Below are 16733 nucleotides of genomic sequence, written 5' to 3'. Positions count from 1 at the left end.
GGCGGTTTCAGCGGCCGAAGAAGAAGCGGGGGCCGGCCCAGTCGAGCAGCCGCCGCAGCGCCACCGAGAGCGCGAGGTAGATCAGCGTGGCGACGATGAAGGCCTCGAAGGCGCGGAAGTTGCGGCTCTGGATCAGGTTGGCCGCGTAGCTCAGCTCCTCGGTCGAGATCTGGCCGCACACGGCCGAGCCCAGCATCACGATGACGATCTGGCTCACCATCGCGGGCCACACCTTCTTGAGCGCCGGCGGCAGCACCACGCGCAGGAACACCTGCGAGCGGCTCAGCGCCAGGCTCACGGCGGCCTCGATCTGGCCCTTGGGCGTGGCCTCGATGCCGGCGCGGATGATCTCGGTGGAATAGGCGCCGAGGTTCAGCACCATCGCGATCACCGAGGCGACTTCGGGCGAGAGCTTGACGCCCGCGGCCGGCAGGCCGAAGAAGATGAAGAACAGCTGCACGATGAAGGGCGTGTTGCGGATCAGCTCCACGTAGGTGCCCACCACGGCGCGCAGCCAGCGCGGGCCGTCGGCGCGCGCCCAGGCGCAGAAGGTGCCGACGATCATGCCCAGCACGGTGCCCACGGCCGTGAGGCCGATGGTCCACGCGACGCCGCGCAGCAGCAGCGGCCATTCGGCGAGCACGGCGCCAAAGTCGAATTCGATGCCCATGGCCGCGCCGTTCGATCAGACCGGCAGGTCGCCGGCGGCCTTGCCGAGCCACTTCTTCGACAGGGCGTCGAGCGTGCCGTCCTTCTTGGCCGTGGCGATGATCTCGTTCACCTTGGTCTTGAGCGCGGTCTCGCCCTTGGCGATGCCGACGAAGCAGGGGCTGTCCTTGAGCAGCAGCTTGAACTCGGCGCTGACCTTCGGGTTCTTGGCCAGCATGTCGCCGGCGACGGCCGCGCTGGTCGCGAGGGTCTGGGTCTGGCCCGCGACGAAGGCCGCGATGGTCGCGTTGTTGTCCTCGAAGCGGCGGTAGTCGACGTTCGGCGGCGCCACCTTGTTGAGCTCCTGGTCCTCCATCGCGCCGCGCGTGACGGCCACGGTCTTGCCGGCCATGTCGGCGAAGCTGGCGAGCTTCATGCTCTTGGCGGCGTACACGGCCTGGAAGAAGGGCGCATAGGCCGAGGAGAAGTCGATCACCTTCTCGCGCTCCGCGTTCTTGCCGAGCGTGGAGATCACGAGATCGGCCTTCTTCGTCTGCAGGTACGGGATGCGGTTGGCGCTGGTCACGGGCACCAGCTCGGCCTTGACGCCGAGCTTGGCGGCGATGAGCTCGGCCATCTCCACGTCGAGGCCCTGCGGCTTCATGTTCTTGTCGACCGAGCCGTAGGGCGGGTAGTCGGTGGGCACGGCGATCTTGATGGTCTTCGCCTTGAGCACGTTGTCGAGCGCGTTCTGGGCCTGCGCGGCACCGGCCGAGGCCAGCAGGGCGGCGGAAGCGAGCGCGAGGGCGACGCGGCGTTTGGAAGCAGAGAAGGTCATAGCAGGGCTCCTAGGTAAGTCGAAGAATCGGAATCGGGGGTGGCGCCGCGCTTGCCGCGTTTGCTGCCCTTGGCAAGTGGGGCGGTGGCCGTGTTCTGCAGCGGCGCCAGCGCATCGCGCAGCTGGGCCAGCGGATCGGCGGGCGCCTGCACGCGCAGGGCCGACTGCACCGTGCCGATGTGCTCGGCCATCAGGGCCTCGGCGGCGGCATGGTCGCCGCGCTCGAGCGCCGCGACGATCTGCACGTGGTCCTCGCAGGACTGCGCCGCGTCGTGCGTGGACTGGTAGAGCATGGCGATCAAGGTGGTGCGCGCCGTGTAGTCGCGCAGGGTGTCGGCCAGCAGCGTGTTGCCCAGGCATTCGGCCAGGCAGACGTGGAAGTCGCCGAGCAGGAAGCTGCGATTGCCGACGTCGCTTTCCTTGAGCGCGGCCTTCTCGCGCTGCAGGTGCGTCTTCAGCTGGCGCAGCGCGCTCTTCTGGAGCTTGCCCGCGCTGCCGGCGCTGCGAATGAGGCCGAGCTCGATCACGCGCCGCGCCTCGAAGGCCTCGCGCGCCTCGTCCTGCGAGGGCTCGATCACGAACCAGCCGCGCCGCGCGCTCACGGTGACGATGCCGCGCGCCGCCAGCCGCGTGAGCGCCTCGCGCACGATGGTGCGGCTGCAGTCGAACAGCATCGCGAGCTGCTGTTCGCCCAGGCGCGAACCCGGCGCGAGCTTCTGCGCCATCACCGCCTCGACGATGCGCGCACTGATTTCGGAAGCGGAGGTGGCCATGTGCCTGCATACCAGCAGCTTCCGTGCCAACTGGTATGCAAGATGTGTGCACCGAAATGGGCCGGCGGCGTGCGCCGGTGGTGCGGGTGCCTCAGGCGTGCACCGGGGTGCCGAAGCTGGTTTCGCCCCAGAGGTGGCTGGTGGGCGCGCCCGGAAACAGCCAGTGCGGCGAGCATTCGGCCGAGGGCACGACGTTGCTGAAGCCGTGTGACGACGAGGTGCCGGCCAGGGTCTTCTCGAGCACCATCGACAGGTACTGGTCGGTGCTGCCTTCCTGCGTGTTGCCGTTGAGGATCACCTCGGCACCGGTGGCCTTCGCATAGCGGCGGATGCCGTCGTGCCGCGAGGAGAGCGGCGCCCAGCTGTCGGCCGACACGCCGTTCTCGCTGCTCACGCGCAGGCCGTCGCCGGTGCGGTAGACCAGCGAGTGGTTGCCTTCGGTATGGCCCGGCGTGTGCACGAGCGCGAGGCCACGCCCCAGCTGGATGCTGCCGTCGAAGGGCACGATGCGTTCGGCCGCGATGCCGTCGAGTCCGTGCGGGCAGTACCACTCGGCCTGCACCGGCAGCAGGCCCCGCACGCTCGCGAGTTCCTGGCGGTGCACCAGCAGCCTGGCGTTCGGCAGCAGGCCCGAGGTGCCGAGCCAGCGCCGCAGGTCCTGGGTGTGGAGGTGGTCGTAGGTGATGTAGTCGACCTGCGCCGGCGAAATGCCGCAGCGCGCGAGCGCCTGCGGCACCGTGTTGTAGACCGGGGCGATCGCCTTGTGCAGGAACTTCGGGGTCTTCTCGGCCAGGCGCTTGAAGTAGGGCGTCTCGTTGCCGGCCTCGAAGTCGGCCGGCGTGAACAGCAGCGTGCGCAGCCGGCCTTGGAAGTCGTCGTACTGGACCACCACCATGCGCGCCAGCAGATGGACCATGTGCGGCTTGAGCAATTGCTGCGAATACACGCCGGTGAACGCGAACCATGCGGGGTAGGGGATGCGCAGCAGGTCGAAGCTGCGGGCGAAGTGAACCGGTGGGTCGTCCAGCAATTGCTCGCGCAATGCCTCGGCGCCGTGGCGAATGGCGCGCAGGCGGTCTTGGGGCATGGGGGTGTCGCGGGCGCCGTTGAAGTGGTTCAACGAGGCGAATTCGTCGGTCATGGTTTTTCTGGCCCTTGTTTGCTTGCTTGTCGAGGCCGGGGACGGGCTCACGCCGACGGGGTACTCCCCTCCGCGAATGTCCCCCGGCCTGCGGCCTCCTCCTTTATTTCGCTGCGGGGAGTACCCCATCGACGTGAGCCTGGACACGCTGGTCGAACCGGCCGCACCACCGCTGCGCTTCTCGTGCACAGGGCAGTGGGTGCTTCCCGCAGCGAAATCAAGGAGGAGCCCGAAGGGCGGGGGACATTCGCGGAGGGAAGTACCCGCTGTCCTGTGCACGCGCCCCTGGCGTATCTCAGGCTTCCATCACCTCACTCTTCGAAGCAGCAGCAGGCTGCCCCAACAACCCACCCACCAGCGCCCCCACCATCTCGGCAGGAACACCAGCCAGCAATTGACGCAACATCGTCAGCGTGTCGAAGTAGACCCGTTCGCACACCAGCCGATCGCCCTCGAAGATGAAGAACGCATTCATGCGGCAGCGAAAGCTGTTGCCCGTCGGCGGCAGTCCCTTGAGCGGACCGCGGTGCGTGCCCAGCAGCCAGAACTCCACGATCACCGAATCGTCGGCATGGCGCAGCTGGATGATCTCGTGCCGCTGGTCCGGAAAGGCGCGGCGCGTGTCGATGTAGTACTGGCGCACGTCCGCGATGCCGTCGTGCACCTCGCCGCTGGGGATCAGCTCGTAGTGAGGGTGGGGAAAGGTACCGAGCACCGCGTCGAAGTCCTGCCGCGTCTCGTCGGCGAAGTGGTCGAGCACGAGGCGCTCGCGGCGGGCTTGCAGGTCGGTGAGGGGGGTCATCGGGGGGCTCCATGCGACAGGGATCGTGGGTGGCCCGGGTTGGCGCGAATGCGCGGTCCCGGGGGCGCTGCGTACTATCGGCAGGCCCCTCCAACAAGACTGTCCGGTGTTGGCAATCGCCGCTCCGTACAAACCCCAGATGTCGACCTTCTCGCGTACCGAAGAACCCGGCGCACCACCTTCGCCCGTGCACAACGGCGACATGCGCCTCGATGCCGGCGTGCAGCAGCAATTGCTGGCGGTCGCGCACCGGCGCACGCTCGCGCGCGGCGAGTCGCTGTTCCACAAGGGCTCCTCGCCCGATGCGCTGTTCGGCGTGGTCGCGGGATCGCTGCGCGTGAGCGTGGTGGCGCCCGGCGGGCGCGAGGCCGTGATCGCGATGCTCGAACCGGGCCACTGGTTCGGCGAGGTCTCGCTGCTGGTCGGGCGCGAGCGCGTCTACGACACCTGCGCGGTCGAGCCCACCGAGATGGCGGTGGTGGCCGCCGCCGACTTCCACCGCCTGGTGGCCGCGCAGCCCGAGGTCCACATGGCGTTCACGCGGCTCGTGTGCCTGCGGCTGCGCCAGGCGCTGGCCTGGATCGACGACGTGATCCTGATGCCGCTGCCCGTGCGGCTCGCGCACCGGCTGCTCGCGCTCGACGCGCGCGAGGGCGCCGGCGAAGGCCCCGTGCTGCTGGGCGTGTCGCAGGAAGACCTGTCCTTCATGCTCGGCGTGTCGCGCCAGAGCGTGAACCGCCAGCTCAAGCTGTGGGAGGAGGACGGCACGCTGCGCGTGCGCTACCGCGGCATCGAGCTGCTCGACCGCGCGCGGCTCGAGCGGCATGCGGCCACGCCGCCCTGAGCCGCCGGGACCGCGTGCGTCGGCTCAATCCATCCGCGCGCCCGAAGCCTTCACCGCCTCGCGCCAGCGCGGCGTCTCGGTCGCCAGGAAACGCGCGAACTCCTCGCTGCCCAGGAAGGCCGGGTCGGCGCCCTGGCTCACCATGCGCTCGCGCACCTCGGCGCTGGTCAGCACCTGCTTGAAGGCCTCGCTGAGCTTGGCCACCACGTCCTTCGGCGTGTCCTTGGGCGCGAAGAAGCCGTAGAAGCCCACCACCTCGAAACCCTTCACGCCCGACTCGGCCACGGTCGGGATGTCAGGCAGCGCGGGGTTGCGCTCGCGGCTGGTCACGGCCAGCGCGCGCACCTTGCCCTGCTTGTGGTAGTTGGCGGCCTGCGGGATCGATTCGGCCATGAACTGCACCTGCCCGCCCATCAGGTCGGTGAAGGCCGGCGCGCTGCCGCGGTAGGGGATGTGCACCATGAAGATGCCGGTCGCGGTCTTGAACATCTCGGGCACCAGGTGGCTGATGCCGCCGTTGCCGGCCGAGCCGTAGTTGACCTGGCCCGGACGCGCCTTCGCGTAGTCGATGAACTGCCTGAGGTTCTGCACCGGCAGCTTGGGCGTGACCAGCAGCGCCAGCGGCTGCATCGCGGTGCGCGCGATCGGCACGAAGTCGCGCTGCGTGTCGTAGGGCAGCTTGCTGTAGAGCGCGCCATTGATCACGGCCACGCCGGTGTTCGCGAGCATCAGCGTGTAGCCGTCGGCCGGGCTCTTGGCGACCGCGTCGGCGCCCACCGAGCCGCCCGCGCCGGGCTTGTAGTCCACGATCAGCGGCTGGCCCAGCGCCGCCTGCAGCTTGTCGGTCAGCAGGCGCGCATGCTGGTCGAGCGGGCCGCCGGCCGGGAAGCCGATCACGACCTTGATCGGCTTGTCGGGAAAGGCGGCCGTGGCGGCCGTGCCCACGGCCAGCGACAGGACCGCGAGCGCGGTCCGCAGGGTGTTGTTCATGATCCGTCTCCTCGTTCTTGGTGAGGAGGCGATCATAGGCAAGGCGCTCAGCCGGCCAGCGTCGCCTTCAGCGTGATCTCGGGCACGCTCGCGAGCGCCTTCGACAGCGGGCAGCCGGCCTTGGCGGCTGCAGCGATCTGCTGGAACTTCGCCTCGTCGAGGTTGGGCACGGCGGCGTCGAGCTCGAGCGCGATGCGGTCGATCTTGAAGCCCTCGCCATCCTTGGCCAGGCGCACGGCCGCGCGGGTGTCGATCCTGGTGGCGGCCAGGCCTTCCTTCTCGAGCGCGAAAGCGAAGGCCATCGTGAAGCAGGCCGCGTGCGCGGCGCCGACGATCTCCTCGGGGTTGGTGCCGCGCCGGTCGTCCTCGAAACGGCTGGCGAAGCCATAGGGGTAGTCCTTGAGCGCGCCGGTCTCGGTGCTGACCTGGCCCTTGCCGGTCTTGCCGGCGCCTTCCCAGTGAACGCTCGCGTGCTTTTCTGCTGCCATGGAGATGCTCCTTCGGTGGTCGGTGGATGGGTGAACGGGATGCGAAGCCCCGGGTATCGCCGAAACCGGGCGCAGCGTCTGTAGTCGCGGGCGCTGTCGCCCCGGCCGTTTCGACGGGCCGCGATCGGGCGACGTAGAAAAAAGGGCGTCGCCAAGGTGACGCTCCGGGGGCTTCCCCGATGGGAGCGGCGCCGCGCTCGGCTTAGGCTGGCGTGCGGCCCGCGCGCCCGGCATTCCGGCCGGAGGCGCCCCGCCCCGGATTTCCCATTCCCTTCCGCCCGCCTGCCATGACCCTGGAACAACGCCCGCATCACAAGTTCTGGCCCAAACGCCTGCCGCATTCGATCACCGTGCCCGCGGTGTCGCTCTGGCACAACCTCAAGACCGCCGCCGAGCGCTACCCCGACAACAACGCCCTGGTGTTCTTCGGCCGCGTCACCAGCTACCGCGAGCTGGCGAGCCAGGTCGAGCGCCTGGCCGGCACCTTGCACGCGCTGGGCGTGAAGCGCGGCGACCGCGTGCTGCTCGACATGCAGAACTGCCCGCAGCTGGTGATCGCGCATTTCGCGATCCTGCGCGCCAATGCCGTGGTGGTGCCGGTCAACCCGATGAACCGGGCCGAGGAGCTCAAGCACTACATCACCGACGCCGATGCCAAGGTGGCGATCACCACCGGCGACCTGGCCGCCGAGCTGGCCAAGGCCAGCGACGCGCTGCCCGAGGGCGAACGCCTGTCGAGGCTGATCGTGACCCAGTTCACCGACGCCTTCGATCCCGGCGTGACCGGCGACGACGCGCCCGCGCCCGCCTGGGTCGACTGGCTCGGCACCCGCCATCCGCTGCCCGCGCTGGCCGGCGGCGAGGTCATGGCCTGGACCGAGGCGCTCGAGAGCAGCCACCCGGTGCCCGAGCACGTGGTGGGCGCCAACGACATGGCGCTGCTGCCCTACACCAGCGGCACCACCGGCCTGCCCAAGGGCTGCATCCACCACCATTCGAGCCTGATGCACAACGCCCTGTCGGGCGTGCTGTGGGGCTGCGCGCATTCCGAGGTGGTGGTGCTGGCCGTGGTGCCGATGTTCCACATCACCGGCGTGGTCAGCATGATGCACACCGCGATCCTCGCGGCCGCCACGCTGGTCATCATGCCGCGCTGGGACCGCGACGTGGCCGGGCGCCTGATCTCGCGCTGGAAGGTCTCGAGCTGGACCAACATCCCGACCATGGTGATCGACCTCATGGCGAGCCCGCACTTCGCGAGCTACGACCTCTCGAGCCTCAGCTACATCGGCGGCGGCGGCGCGGCCATGCCGCAGGCGGTGGCGCAGCGGCTGCAGGACCAGTTCGGCCTCAAGTACCAGGAAGGCTACGGCCTCACCGAGACGGCCGCGCCCTCGCACTCGAACCCGGCCGACCATCCCAAGCAGCAGTGCCTGGGCATCCCGTTCATGAGCACCGATGCGCGCGTGGTCGACCCCGACACGCTGAAGGAACTGCCGCCGGGCGAATCGGGCGAGATCATCATCCATGGCCCCGAGGTGTTCCAGGGCTACTGGAAGCGGCCCGAGGCCACGGCCGCGGCCTTCGTCGAGTTCGAGGGCAAGCGCTTCTTCCGCTCGGGCGACATGGGCCGCATGGACGAGGAGGGCTACTTCTTCATCACCGACCGCTTGAAGCGCATGATCAACGCCAGCGGCTTCAAGGTCTGGCCGGCCGAGGTCGAACTGCTGATGTTCCGCCACCCGGCGATCCAGGAAGCCTGCGTGATCTCGACCAAGGACGCCTACCGCGGCGAATCGGTCAAGGCCGTGGTGGTGCTGCGACCCACCCACAAGGACACGACCGCGCAGCAGATCATCGACTGGTGCCGCGAGAACATGGCGGTCTACAAGATCCCGCGCCAGGTGCAGTTCGTCGACGCACTGCCCAAGAGCGGCAGCGGCAAGGTCATGTGGCGCCTGTTGCAGGAAGCCGAGAACGCCTGAGCCTTCGGGGCCCGCGCCCCGCGGTGCGGGCGGCGGGCGGGCACGGGAAGGAAAAAGTCTGTGTACCGGGCGCGGGCGGCGCGGGAATCCCTTAGCCTCGATGCGTCGTCGCCGCTTGCGACCCGTCTTCCTTCTTCATGCACCCGCGCGCACTCCTTCCCGTCCTCCTCGCCTTTCCCCTGCTGGCCTCGGCCGCTTCCTCCCGCAATTGCCTCGTCGTCGGCGTCAGCGACGGCGACACGCTGACCGCGCGCTGCGGCCGCAGCGGCGCCTACGAACAGGTCAAGGTGCGCATCGCCGCCATCGACGCGCCCGAGAAGGCGCAGCCCTACGGCCAGCGCAGCCGCCAGGCGCTGAGCCGGCTGTGCTATGCGGAGAAGGCGCAGATCACCGCGCGCGACACCGACCGCTACGGCCGCACCGTGGCCGACGTGTCGTGCAACGGCGAGGACGCGGGCCGGCGCATGGTGTCGGAGGGCTGGGCCTGGGTCTACGACTACCACGGCATCGCGAGCAAGCGCGGCGGCGACCTGTTCCGGCTGCAGGACGGCGCCCGCGCGCAGCGCGCCGGGCTGTGGGCAGACACCAAGCCCACGCCGCCCTGGGAGTGGCGCCGGCAGCGACGCGAATCGCATTGGAGCGACAACTTCTTCTCGTCGTTCTGAGTGCCTTCGGGTCGGGCGCGGCCCATGTCACGCGAGATTCATGCGGCGCGCAGAGCATCCGGGGTTCTTGCAACCGACGCAGCGCAGAGAACGACGACATGGCCAAGAATTTCGACCGGATGGAGGACTCCAACCCCAGCGCCAACCCCACGATCCACGAGGTGTCCGATCCGGCGCGCCGCGTGCTCGTGCGCGGCGGCCTCGCGGCCGCGGTGGCGGGGCTGTTCGGCCCGCTCGCGGGCTGTGCCTCGACCGCCGCCGGCGGCGGTGGCGCGGTTGCCGGCCTGGGCCGCGCGATCGGCTTCAAGGGCATCGCGATGGCCGCGGTCGACCAGGTGGTGGTGCCCGAGGGCTACAGCGCGCAGGTGCTCTACCGCTGGGGCGATCCGACCGGCGTCGCGGGCAGCATGCCCGCCTTCAGGACCGACGGCTCCAACTCGGCCGACGACCAGGCGCTGCAGGCCGGCATGCACCATGACGGCATGGCCTTCTTCCCGCTCGAGGGCTCGAACCGCGGCCTGCTGGTGCTGAACCACGAGTACGTCGACGACGGCCTGCTGCACACCGACGGCATGAAGACCTGGACCCGCGAGAAGGTGCGCAAGTCGATGAACGCGCATGGCGTGTCGGTGATCGAGCTGCAGCGCGACGGCGCGAAGTGGTCGCAGCTGCTGCCCTCGCGCTTCGCGCGCCGCGTGACCGCGCTCACGCCGATGACGCTGAGCGGCCCGGCCGCCGGCCATCCGATGCTGCGCACGGCGGCCGACCCCGGCGGCACGCAGGTGCTCGGCACCTTCAACAACTGTGCGAACGGCCAGACGCCCTGGGGCACCTACCTGACCTGCGAGGAGAACTTCGCCGACTACTTCGAGGGCCCCGAGTCGCCCGACGCGCACCAGAAGCGCTGGGGCATCCGCAAGGGCAACGGCGCCAAGTACCGCTGGCACGAGCACGAGCCGCGCTTCGACGTGGCGAAGAACCCGAACGAGCCCAATCGCTACGGCTGGGTGGTGGAGATCGATCCGCGGGACCCGGCTTCCACGCCGCGCAAGCGCACCGCGCTGGGTCGCGCCGCGCACGAGGGCGCGGCCACCGCGCTGACCGCCGACGGCCGCGCCGTCATCTACATGGGCGAGGACTCGCGCTTCGAGTACATCTACAAGTTCGTGAGCCGCGACGCGGTGAAGCCCGGCGGCGCGGCCGCCAACCGCGAGCTGCTCGACCACGGCACGCTCTACGTGGCGCGCTTCGACGTCGACGGCAGCGGCGAATGGCTGCCGCTGGTGCAGGGCAAGAACGGGCTCGTGGCCGACAAGGGCTTCGCGAGCCAGGGCGACGTGCTGATCAAGTCGCGCCAGGCCAGCGACCTGCTGGGCGCGACCAGGATGGACCGCCCGGAGTGGACCACCGTCGATCCGCTGACCAAGGAGGTCTACTGCACGCTGACCAACAACAGCAACCGCGGCGGTGCCGGCCAGCCGTTCATGGATGCGGCCAATCCGCGCTCCAACAACACCATGGGCCAGATCATCCGCTGGAAGGAGCAGGGCGACCTCGACGGCACCAGGTTCGCGTGGAACCACCTGGTGCTCGCGGGCGACCCGAAGCAGTCGCGCTGGGAAGCGCAGGGCAACGTCAAGGGCGACGCCTTCGGCAGCCCCGACGGCCTGATGGTCGATGCGCGCGGCGTGCTGTGGATCCAGACCGACGTCTCGACCTCCACGCTCGGCAAGGGCGAGTACGCCAACCTGCCGAACAACCAGATGCTGGCCTGCGATCCGACCCAGGGCGAGATCCGCCGCTTCCTGCTCGGCCCGGCCGGCTGCGAGATCACCGGCCTCACGGCCACGCCCGACCTGCGCACGCTGTTCATCAACATCCAGCATCCGGGCGAGCCGGCCAACGAGCGCAGCGATCCCGAGCGTCCGCTCGCGGTGTCGAAGTGGCCCGACGGCGCGGGCCGGCCGCGCTCGGCGACGGTGGCGATCACGAAGAACGACGGCGGCGTGGTCGGGACCTGAGCGCCCGCAGCCGAGAGCGGACGGCGGCGCTCAGCAGGCGCCGCCGTACCAGCAGCGCAGCCCGGGCATGAACAGCCCGAGCACGAAGCTGATGCCGCACACGATCAGCATCAGCAGCGCGAACATGCGCAGGCCTTCCTCGCTCCAGCGCGGCGCGAAGATGCTCACGAGGAAGCCGGAGGCGAAGCTGCCCTCGAGCCAGTGCGCGCCGCCCCAGCGCAGGATCCAGAGCCAGAACAGTGCCATGAGGGCGTGCAGCGCGATCCAGGACAGCAGCGACATGCGGGACCTCCGGTGGCGGCGCGGCTCAGGATTCGCTGCGGCCGTTCACGTCGGCCACCACGCGCGCATTGCGCTGGAAGCTCCAGTAGGCGCTGGCCCAGTCCATCATCACCACGATGCGGTTGCGAAAGCCGATCAGGAAGTACGCGTGCGCGAACAGCCAGAACAGCCACGCGAGGCGGCCGCTGAAGCGCAGCGCGCCGAAGGGCGTGCCCAGGTCGACCACGGCCGAGTTGCGGCCGATGGTCGCGAGGTTGCCGTAGTCGCGGTAGCGGAAGGCCTGCGTGGGCTGGCCCGCGATGCGGCGCAGGATGTTGGCGGCCGCGGCGCGCCCGGCCTGCTTGGCGCCGGGCGACACGCCGGGCACCGGCCGCGGCGCCTTGCCGGGCGCATGGCTCATCGCGGCCGCGAGGTCGCCGACCACGCTGATCTCGGGATGGCCCGCGAGGCTCAGGTCGGGCTCGACCTTGATGCGGCCCGCGCGATCGCATTCGACGCCGGTGGCGCTGCCGAGCATGCGCCCGAGCGGCGAGGCCGCCACGCCCGCGGCCCACACCACGCAACTGCTGTCGATGCGATAGCTCTGCGCGGGCGTGCCGTCGGCGCCGCCGCCGGTCTGCACCTCGAGGCCGGTTTCGTCGATCGCGGTCACGCGCGCGTTGAGCCGTACCTCGACGCCGAGCTTCTCGAGCTGCTCGAGCGCCTTCTGGCTCAGGCCCTCGGGCATCGCCTGCAGCACGCGCGGCCCGCCTTCCACCAGCAGCACCTGCGCGCTCGCCGGATCGATGTGGCGGAACTCGCCCGCCAGCGTGTGCTTGGCGATCTCGGCCAGCGTGCCCGCCATCTCCACGCCCGTGGGCCCGGCGCCGATCACCACGAAGGTCAGCAGCGCGCGGCGGTGCTGTTCGTCGGTCGTGAGCTCGGCGGTCTCGAAGGACAGCAGCACGCGGCGGCGGATCTCGAAGGCATCGGCCAGGGTCTTGAGGCCCGGCGCATTGGCCGACCACTCGTCGTGCCCGAAATAGCTGTGGGTGGCACCGGCCGCGACGATCAGGTGGTCGTAGGGCACGGGGTTGCCGTCGGCCATGCGCACCGTGCGCGCGGCCGGATCGATGGCCGTGACCTCGCCGAGCAGGGAGGTGATGTTGGCCTGGCCGCGGAACAGCCCGCGCACCGGCGCCGCGATCGACGGCGCCGCCAGCCCGGCGGTCGCCACCTGGTAGAGCAGCGGCTGGAACAGGTGGTGGTTGGTGCGGTCGATCACCGTCACGTCGACATCGGCGCCTTGCAGCTTGCGAGCCGCTTCGAGCCCGCCGAAACCGCAGCCGACGATGACGACGCGCGGGCGGCCTGGGGAGTTGGTCGTTTGCATCGAACGGATGATACGCAGCGCCCTGCACGCGAAGCCATCTTGTGCCAAAGTGGCCGACCCGCCGTCGGATGGCGCGAGGAGGGACAGCCTGCGCCAGGGGGCGGGCCCTTGTCCTACGCGCCGCCGGCGGAAGCATCGGCTACAAACTTCGTTGACCCGCGACTGGAGATCCCATGACGCTTTCCCGGCCGATCACGCCGGCAGCCGGCACCGTGCGAGAGCAGTTCCGCTCCGTGCGCGCCGCCAGCCTCGCGCTTGCCGCACCGCTTTCCGCCGAAGACCAGTGCATCCAGTCGATGCCCGACGCGAGCCCGACCAAGTGGCATCTCGCGCACACCACCTGGTTCTTCGAAACCGTGCTGCTGCAGCCGCATGCCAGCGGCTACCAGCCCTTCGACAGGCGTTTACATTACCTTTTCAATTCCTACTACGAGGCCCTGGGCCCGCGTCATCCGCGCCCGCAGCGCGGCCTGCTCACGCGGCCTTCGCTCGACGAGGTGCATGCCTACCGCCGTCATGTCGACGCGGCCGTGCTGGCCTTCCTCGACAGCGACGAAGCCGGGGCCGCATGGGCCGCGCTCGAGCCCATCGTCACGCTGGGCCTGAACCACGAGCAGCAGCACCAGGAGCTGTTGCTCACCGACATCCTGCATGCGCTGTCGTGCAACCCATTGCTGCCCGCCTACAAGCCCGCCGGCGGCCCCGCGCTGCGGCTGGCCGCGGTGCCGCCCGCCGTGCGCTGGCTGCCGCACGAGGGCGGCCTGGTCGACATCGGCCATGACGGCGCGGGCTTCTCGTTCGACAACGAGACCCCGCGCCATCGCGCGCTGCTGCAGCCGCATGCGATCGCCGACCGGCTCGTGAGCTGCGGCGACTATGCCCAGTTCATCGCCGATGGCGGCTATCGGCGGCCCGAGCTGTGGCTGTCCGACGGCTGGGCCGCGGTGCAGTCGCAGGGCTGGTGCCATCCGGCCTACTGGCTCGCGCCCGACGATCCGCGCCTGGGCGCCTCGTCGGCCAATGCCGGCGGCTGGCATGTGTTCGGCCTGCACGGCGTGCGGCCGATCGAGCCCGAGGCGCCGGTATCGCAACTGAGTTTCTACGAGGCCGCCGCGTATGCCGAGTGGGCCGGCGCGCGGTTGCCGACCGAGTTCGAGTGGGAGGCTGCGTTCGGCGCCGAGGGCATCTCGCAGATGACCGGCCATGTGTGGCAATGGACGCGTTCCTCGTACGACCCCTATCCGGGCTTCAAGCCGCTGCCCGGCGTCGCGGCCGAATACAACGGCAAGTTCATGGTGGGCCAGCTCGTGCTGCGCGGCGGCAGCGTGGCCACGCCCGAAGGCCATGCGCGCCCCAGCTATCGCAACTTCTTCCCGCCGGCCGCGCGCTGGCAATTCACCGGCCTGCGGCTCGCGAAGGATCTCTGACCATGCGCCCATTCGCTCCCATTCCCGCGGCAGCTTCGACTGCTGCTGCTTCTTCCTCGTCTTCTTCGTTGCCGTTCTCGGCGAAGAAGCGTCCTGCCGTCGTGGCGCCCGCTGCTTCTGCTCCGCTGTCCGAGTTCGCGCGCGAGATGCAGGCGGGGCTGGCGCGCACGCCGCGCAGCATCTCGCCGAAATTCTTCTATGACGTCGTCGGGTCGCAGCTGTTCGATCAGATCTGCGATCTGCCCGAGTACTACCCGACGCGCACCGAGCTGCGCATCCTCGGCGAATGCGCGGGGGAGATCGCGAAGCAGATCGGGCCGAATGCGGAGATCGTGGAGTTCGGGGCGGGGTCGTTGACCAAGATACGCTTGCTGCTCGATGCGCTCGAGTCGCCGAAGCGTTATCTGCCTATCGATATCTCGGGCGAGTATCTGGAAGGGGCTGCCGCGCGGTTGCGTGCGGACTATCCGGAGTTGGCCGTGCAGCCGATTGCAGCCGACTACACGATGCCGCTGGTGTTGCCTGCGCCGATGCCCGGGGCGGGGCGACGGGTGGGGTTCTTTCCGGGGTCTACGTTGGGGAACTTCGAGCCTGACGAGGCGCTGGCTTTCTTGCAGTTGGCGGCCCGCATGTTGCGTGGTGGGGGGATGCTGATCGGGGTGGATCTGGTGAAGGATCCGGCGCGGTTGCATGCGGCCTACAACGATGCGCAAGGGGTGACTGCGGCGTTCAATCTCAATCTGCTGCGGCGGGCCAATGCTGAACTGGATGCGGACTTCGATCTCGATGGGTTCACGCATGCGGCGTTCTTCAATGCGCCTTTGCGACGGATCGAGATGCATCTGGTGAGTCGGCGGGCTCAGAGCGTTTCAGTGAATGGGGAGTCGTTTGGGTTCGAGGAAGGGGAGACCATTCATACGGAGTACTCGCACAAGTTCACTGTGGATGGGTTTCGTGCCTTGGCTGTGAAGGCGGGGTTTCGGCCGGGGGCGGTTTGGGTGGATTCGGAGAGGTTGTTCAGCGTGCATTGGTTGGGGGCTTGACGGTCCCTTTTTGAAGGTCCTTTTCTTGCTGAGGCAGGGGCCGGGATTTCGCCCCGGCGGGCGAGTCACTTTCTTTTGCTTCGCTGTATGGACCGGGGACCTGGGTAACAGGTGTGCGCGGACATAGGAAACACTTTCTGGGTCGATACGCCCGAGGAAGTGCCCTATGCCCTGGCAGCCGAGAGACCTGATGGACACCAAGCGAGAGTTCGTAGAGCTGGCCCTGCAAGACGGCGCCAATCGGCGTGAGCTGTGCCGGCGATTCGGCATCAGCCCCAAGACCGGCTATGCGCTGCTCAAGCGCTATGCGCAGCAGGGTATCGCCCAGGCATGTACGCCTCGCAGCACGCGGCCGCTGAACTCGCCCACGCGCAGCCCTCACGACCTCGAGCAGGCCGTCATCGAACTGCGCCACGCACACCCCACCTGGGGCGGGCGCAAGATCGCCCGCCGACTGGCCGACTTGGGCATGAGCGACGTTCCCGCCCCCAGCACCGTGACCAACATCCTGCATCGCCACGGGCTCATCACGCCCGAGGCCAGCTTGGCCAGCGAACACTGGCATCGCTTCGAGCACGAACACCCCAACGCCTTGTGGCAGATCGACTTCAAGGGCGACTTCGGCATGGCCACGGCTCGTTGCTATCCCCTGACCCTGCTGGACGACCATTCCCGCTTCAACCTGGCCCTGAAGGCCTGTGCGAGCGTGGGCATAGATAGCGTTCGCCCCCACCTGGTGCAGGCCTTCAGCCGCTATGGGCTGCCGGTTCGCATCAACTCCGACAACGGTGCGCCTTGGGGCGCTCCGCGCCAGCCCGAGCACGGCCTGTCCGAGCTGAGCGTGTGGCTCATCAGGCTGGGCATCCGCGTCAGCCACAGCGCGCCGTACCACCCACAGACCAACGGCAAGATCGAGCGCTTCCATCGCTCGTTGAAGGCCGAACTGCTCGCAGGACGCAGCTTCAGCGATCTGAACCAGGCCCAGGCAGCCTTCGAGCGCTGGCGCGGCATCTACAACCATGAGCGCCCGCACGATGCGCTGGGTCTGCTCACCCCGGCCAAGCGCTATACGGTCAGCCCAAGACCCTATCCGAAGCACTTGCCGCCCATCGAGTACGAGCGCGGCGACACGGTGGTCGCCGTCAAGCACAACGGGGAAGCCAACTTCCGAGGCCACAGGCTCAAGGTACCCAACTGCCTGCTCAAGCTGCCCATCGCGTTCCGGGCAGATCCCGCGCACGACGGGCGCTTCAACGTGCTGTTCTGCCACCACCCATTCATGCAGATCGACTTGAAATCGATCCCCACGAAGCCTTAACCTGACAACGTGTTTCCCATGTCCGCGCACACCTGTTACCCAGGTCCCCGGTCCATACACTTCGCCAAAAGAAAGTAACCAAAGAAAAGGCGACCC

General features: G+C 68.9%; 16 protein-coding genes. 7 read left to right on the top strand and 9 right to left on the bottom strand.

Features of this window, described 5'->3' with window-relative positions; all coding sequences use genetic code 11:
- Nucleotides 1–7 precede the first annotated feature (7 nt).
- The 5 genes from AC1HIL_RS26635 to AC1HIL_RS26615 form a co-directional block, all read right to left on the bottom strand.
- Entirely contained in the window at nucleotides 8–670 is a 663-nt protein-coding gene (locus AC1HIL_RS26635) for an amino acid ABC transporter permease (RefSeq protein ID WP_479670425.1), read from the bottom strand.
- 15 nt (nucleotides 671–685) lie between these two features.
- Nucleotides 686–1486 (bottom strand): transporter substrate-binding domain-containing protein, encoded by an 801-nt coding sequence (locus AC1HIL_RS26630; protein ID WP_479670424.1) that lies wholly within the window; start codon nucleotides 1484–1486, stop codon nucleotides 686–688.
- A complete protein-coding gene (locus AC1HIL_RS26625; protein WP_479670423.1) occupies nucleotides 1483–2259 on the bottom strand; it encodes a GntR family transcriptional regulator in 777 nt (258 codons plus the stop codon). The genes AC1HIL_RS26630 and AC1HIL_RS26625 overlap by 4 nt, the downstream gene beginning before the upstream one ends.
- 91 nt (nucleotides 2260–2350) lie before the next feature.
- Nucleotides 2351–3400, bottom strand: a complete 1050-nt coding sequence (locus AC1HIL_RS26620) for an MBL fold metallo-hydrolase (protein ID WP_479670422.1) — start codon at nucleotides 3398–3400, stop codon at nucleotides 2351–2353.
- A gap of 295 nt (nucleotides 3401–3695) precedes the next feature.
- Entirely contained in the window at nucleotides 3696–4202 is a 507-nt protein-coding gene (locus AC1HIL_RS26615) for an ester cyclase (protein WP_479670421.1), read from the bottom strand.
- A 139-nt stretch (nucleotides 4203–4341) separates the two neighbouring features.
- Here AC1HIL_RS26615 and AC1HIL_RS26610 point away from each other — a divergent pair, with 139 nt between their 5' ends.
- Entirely contained in the window at nucleotides 4342–5046 is a 705-nt protein-coding gene (locus tag AC1HIL_RS26610; protein WP_479670420.1) for a Crp/Fnr family transcriptional regulator, read from the top strand.
- Nucleotides 5047–5070: 24 nt separating this feature from the next.
- Here AC1HIL_RS26610 and AC1HIL_RS26605 read toward each other — a convergent pair whose 3' ends face one another.
- Nucleotides 5071–6036 (bottom strand): Bug family tripartite tricarboxylate transporter substrate binding protein, encoded by a 966-nt coding sequence (locus AC1HIL_RS26605; RefSeq protein WP_057596489.1) that lies wholly within the window; start codon nucleotides 6034–6036, stop codon nucleotides 5071–5073.
- A gap of 47 nt (nucleotides 6037–6083) precedes the next feature.
- Nucleotides 6084–6524: an OsmC family protein gene (locus tag AC1HIL_RS26600; RefSeq protein ID WP_479670419.1), complete on the bottom strand. Its 441-nt coding sequence runs from the start codon at nucleotides 6522–6524 to the stop codon at nucleotides 6084–6086.
- Nucleotides 6525–6811: 287 nt separating this feature from the next.
- Between AC1HIL_RS26600 and AC1HIL_RS26595 the strand changes: the two genes are divergently transcribed.
- From AC1HIL_RS26595 to AC1HIL_RS26585, 3 genes are all read left to right on the top strand, one after another.
- Nucleotides 6812–8509 (top strand): long-chain fatty acid--CoA ligase, encoded by a 1698-nt coding sequence (locus AC1HIL_RS26595; protein ID WP_172705684.1) that lies wholly within the window; start codon nucleotides 6812–6814, stop codon nucleotides 8507–8509.
- 137 nt (nucleotides 8510–8646) lie between these two features.
- Nucleotides 8647–9174: a thermonuclease family protein gene (locus tag AC1HIL_RS26590; RefSeq protein ID WP_261217846.1), complete on the top strand. Its 528-nt coding sequence runs from the start codon at nucleotides 8647–8649 to the stop codon at nucleotides 9172–9174.
- A gap of 98 nt (nucleotides 9175–9272) precedes the next feature.
- Nucleotides 9273–11195, top strand: a complete 1923-nt coding sequence (locus AC1HIL_RS26585) for a PhoX family protein (protein ID WP_261217848.1) — start codon at nucleotides 9273–9275, stop codon at nucleotides 11193–11195.
- 30 nt (nucleotides 11196–11225) lie between these two features.
- On the opposite strand, the gene AC1HIL_RS26580 is transcribed toward AC1HIL_RS26585, so the two are convergent.
- Nucleotides 11226–11477: a hypothetical protein gene (locus AC1HIL_RS26580; RefSeq protein ID WP_057596493.1), complete on the bottom strand. Its 252-nt coding sequence runs from the start codon at nucleotides 11475–11477 to the stop codon at nucleotides 11226–11228.
- Nucleotides 11478–11502: 25 nt separating this feature from the next.
- Entirely contained in the window at nucleotides 11503–12849 is a 1347-nt protein-coding gene (locus AC1HIL_RS26575; protein WP_479670418.1) for an NAD(P)/FAD-dependent oxidoreductase, read from the bottom strand.
- Nucleotides 12850–13022: 173 nt separating this feature from the next.
- Here AC1HIL_RS26575 and egtB point away from each other — a divergent pair, with 173 nt between their 5' ends.
- The 3 genes from egtB to AC1HIL_RS26560 all read left to right on the top strand — a co-directional run bounded on the left by egtB (nucleotide 13023) and on the right by AC1HIL_RS26560 (nucleotide 16637).
- Nucleotides 13023–14276, top strand: a complete 1254-nt coding sequence (gene egtB / locus AC1HIL_RS26570; protein WP_057596495.1) for an ergothioneine biosynthesis protein EgtB — start codon at nucleotides 13023–13025, stop codon at nucleotides 14274–14276.
- Between the two features lie 146 nt (nucleotides 14277–14422).
- Complete coding sequence (gene egtD, locus AC1HIL_RS26565; RefSeq protein ID WP_261217884.1) at nucleotides 14423–15319, top strand: L-histidine N(alpha)-methyltransferase; 897 nt, start codon at nucleotides 14423–14425, stop codon at nucleotides 15317–15319.
- A gap of 166 nt (nucleotides 15320–15485) precedes the next feature.
- Nucleotides 15486–16637: an IS481 family transposase gene (locus AC1HIL_RS26560; RefSeq protein ID WP_479670417.1), complete on the top strand. Its 1152-nt coding sequence runs from the start codon at nucleotides 15486–15488 to the stop codon at nucleotides 16635–16637.
- The last annotated feature ends 96 nt before the right edge of the window (nucleotides 16638–16733 follow it).

Source organism: Variovorax sp. ISS6, assembly GCF_056523145.1.
The sequence above is the reverse complement of the archived record's forward strand: the minus strand, read 5'-3'. Positions and strand labels throughout refer to the sequence as shown.

Bases quoted from the DNA above. Each gene is read 5' to 3' on its own strand.
- AC1HIL_RS26635 (WP_479670425.1), bottom strand. From the start codon at position 670: ATGGGCATCGAATTCGACTTTGGCGCCGTGCTCGCCGAATGGCCGCTG.
- AC1HIL_RS26630 (WP_479670424.1), bottom strand. From the start codon at position 1,486: ATGACCTTCTCTGCTTCCAAACGCCGCGTCGCCCTCGCGCTCGCTTCC.
- AC1HIL_RS26625 (WP_479670423.1), bottom strand. From the start codon at position 2,259: ATGGCCACCTCCGCTTCCGAAATCAGTGCGCGCATCGTCGAGGCGGTG.
- AC1HIL_RS26620 (WP_479670422.1), bottom strand. From the start codon at position 3,400: ATGACCGACGAATTCGCCTCGTTGAACCACTTCAACGGCGCCCGCGAC.
- AC1HIL_RS26615 (WP_479670421.1), bottom strand. From the start codon at position 4,202: ATGACCCCCCTCACCGACCTGCAAGCCCGCCGCGAGCGCCTCGTGCTC.
- AC1HIL_RS26610 (WP_479670420.1), top strand. From the start codon at position 4,342: ATGTCGACCTTCTCGCGTACCGAAGAACCCGGCGCACCACCTTCGCCC.
- AC1HIL_RS26605 (WP_057596489.1), bottom strand. From the start codon at position 6,036: ATGAACAACACCCTGCGGACCGCGCTCGCGGTCCTGTCGCTGGCCGTG.
- AC1HIL_RS26600 (WP_479670419.1), bottom strand. From the start codon at position 6,524: ATGGCAGCAGAAAAGCACGCGAGCGTTCACTGGGAAGGCGCCGGCAAG.
- AC1HIL_RS26595 (WP_172705684.1), top strand. From the start codon at position 6,812: ATGACCCTGGAACAACGCCCGCATCACAAGTTCTGGCCCAAACGCCTG.
- AC1HIL_RS26590 (WP_261217846.1), top strand. From the start codon at position 8,647: ATGCACCCGCGCGCACTCCTTCCCGTCCTCCTCGCCTTTCCCCTGCTG.
- AC1HIL_RS26585 (WP_261217848.1), top strand. From the start codon at position 9,273: ATGGCCAAGAATTTCGACCGGATGGAGGACTCCAACCCCAGCGCCAAC.
- AC1HIL_RS26580 (WP_057596493.1), bottom strand. From the start codon at position 11,477: ATGTCGCTGCTGTCCTGGATCGCGCTGCACGCCCTCATGGCACTGTTC.
- AC1HIL_RS26575 (WP_479670418.1), bottom strand. From the start codon at position 12,849: ATGCAAACGACCAACTCCCCAGGCCGCCCGCGCGTCGTCATCGTCGGC.
- egtB (WP_057596495.1), top strand. From the start codon at position 13,023: ATGACGCTTTCCCGGCCGATCACGCCGGCAGCCGGCACCGTGCGAGAG.
- egtD (WP_261217884.1), top strand. From the start codon at position 14,423: ATGCAGGCGGGGCTGGCGCGCACGCCGCGCAGCATCTCGCCGAAATTC.
- AC1HIL_RS26560 (WP_479670417.1), top strand. From the start codon at position 15,486: ATGCCCTGGCAGCCGAGAGACCTGATGGACACCAAGCGAGAGTTCGTA.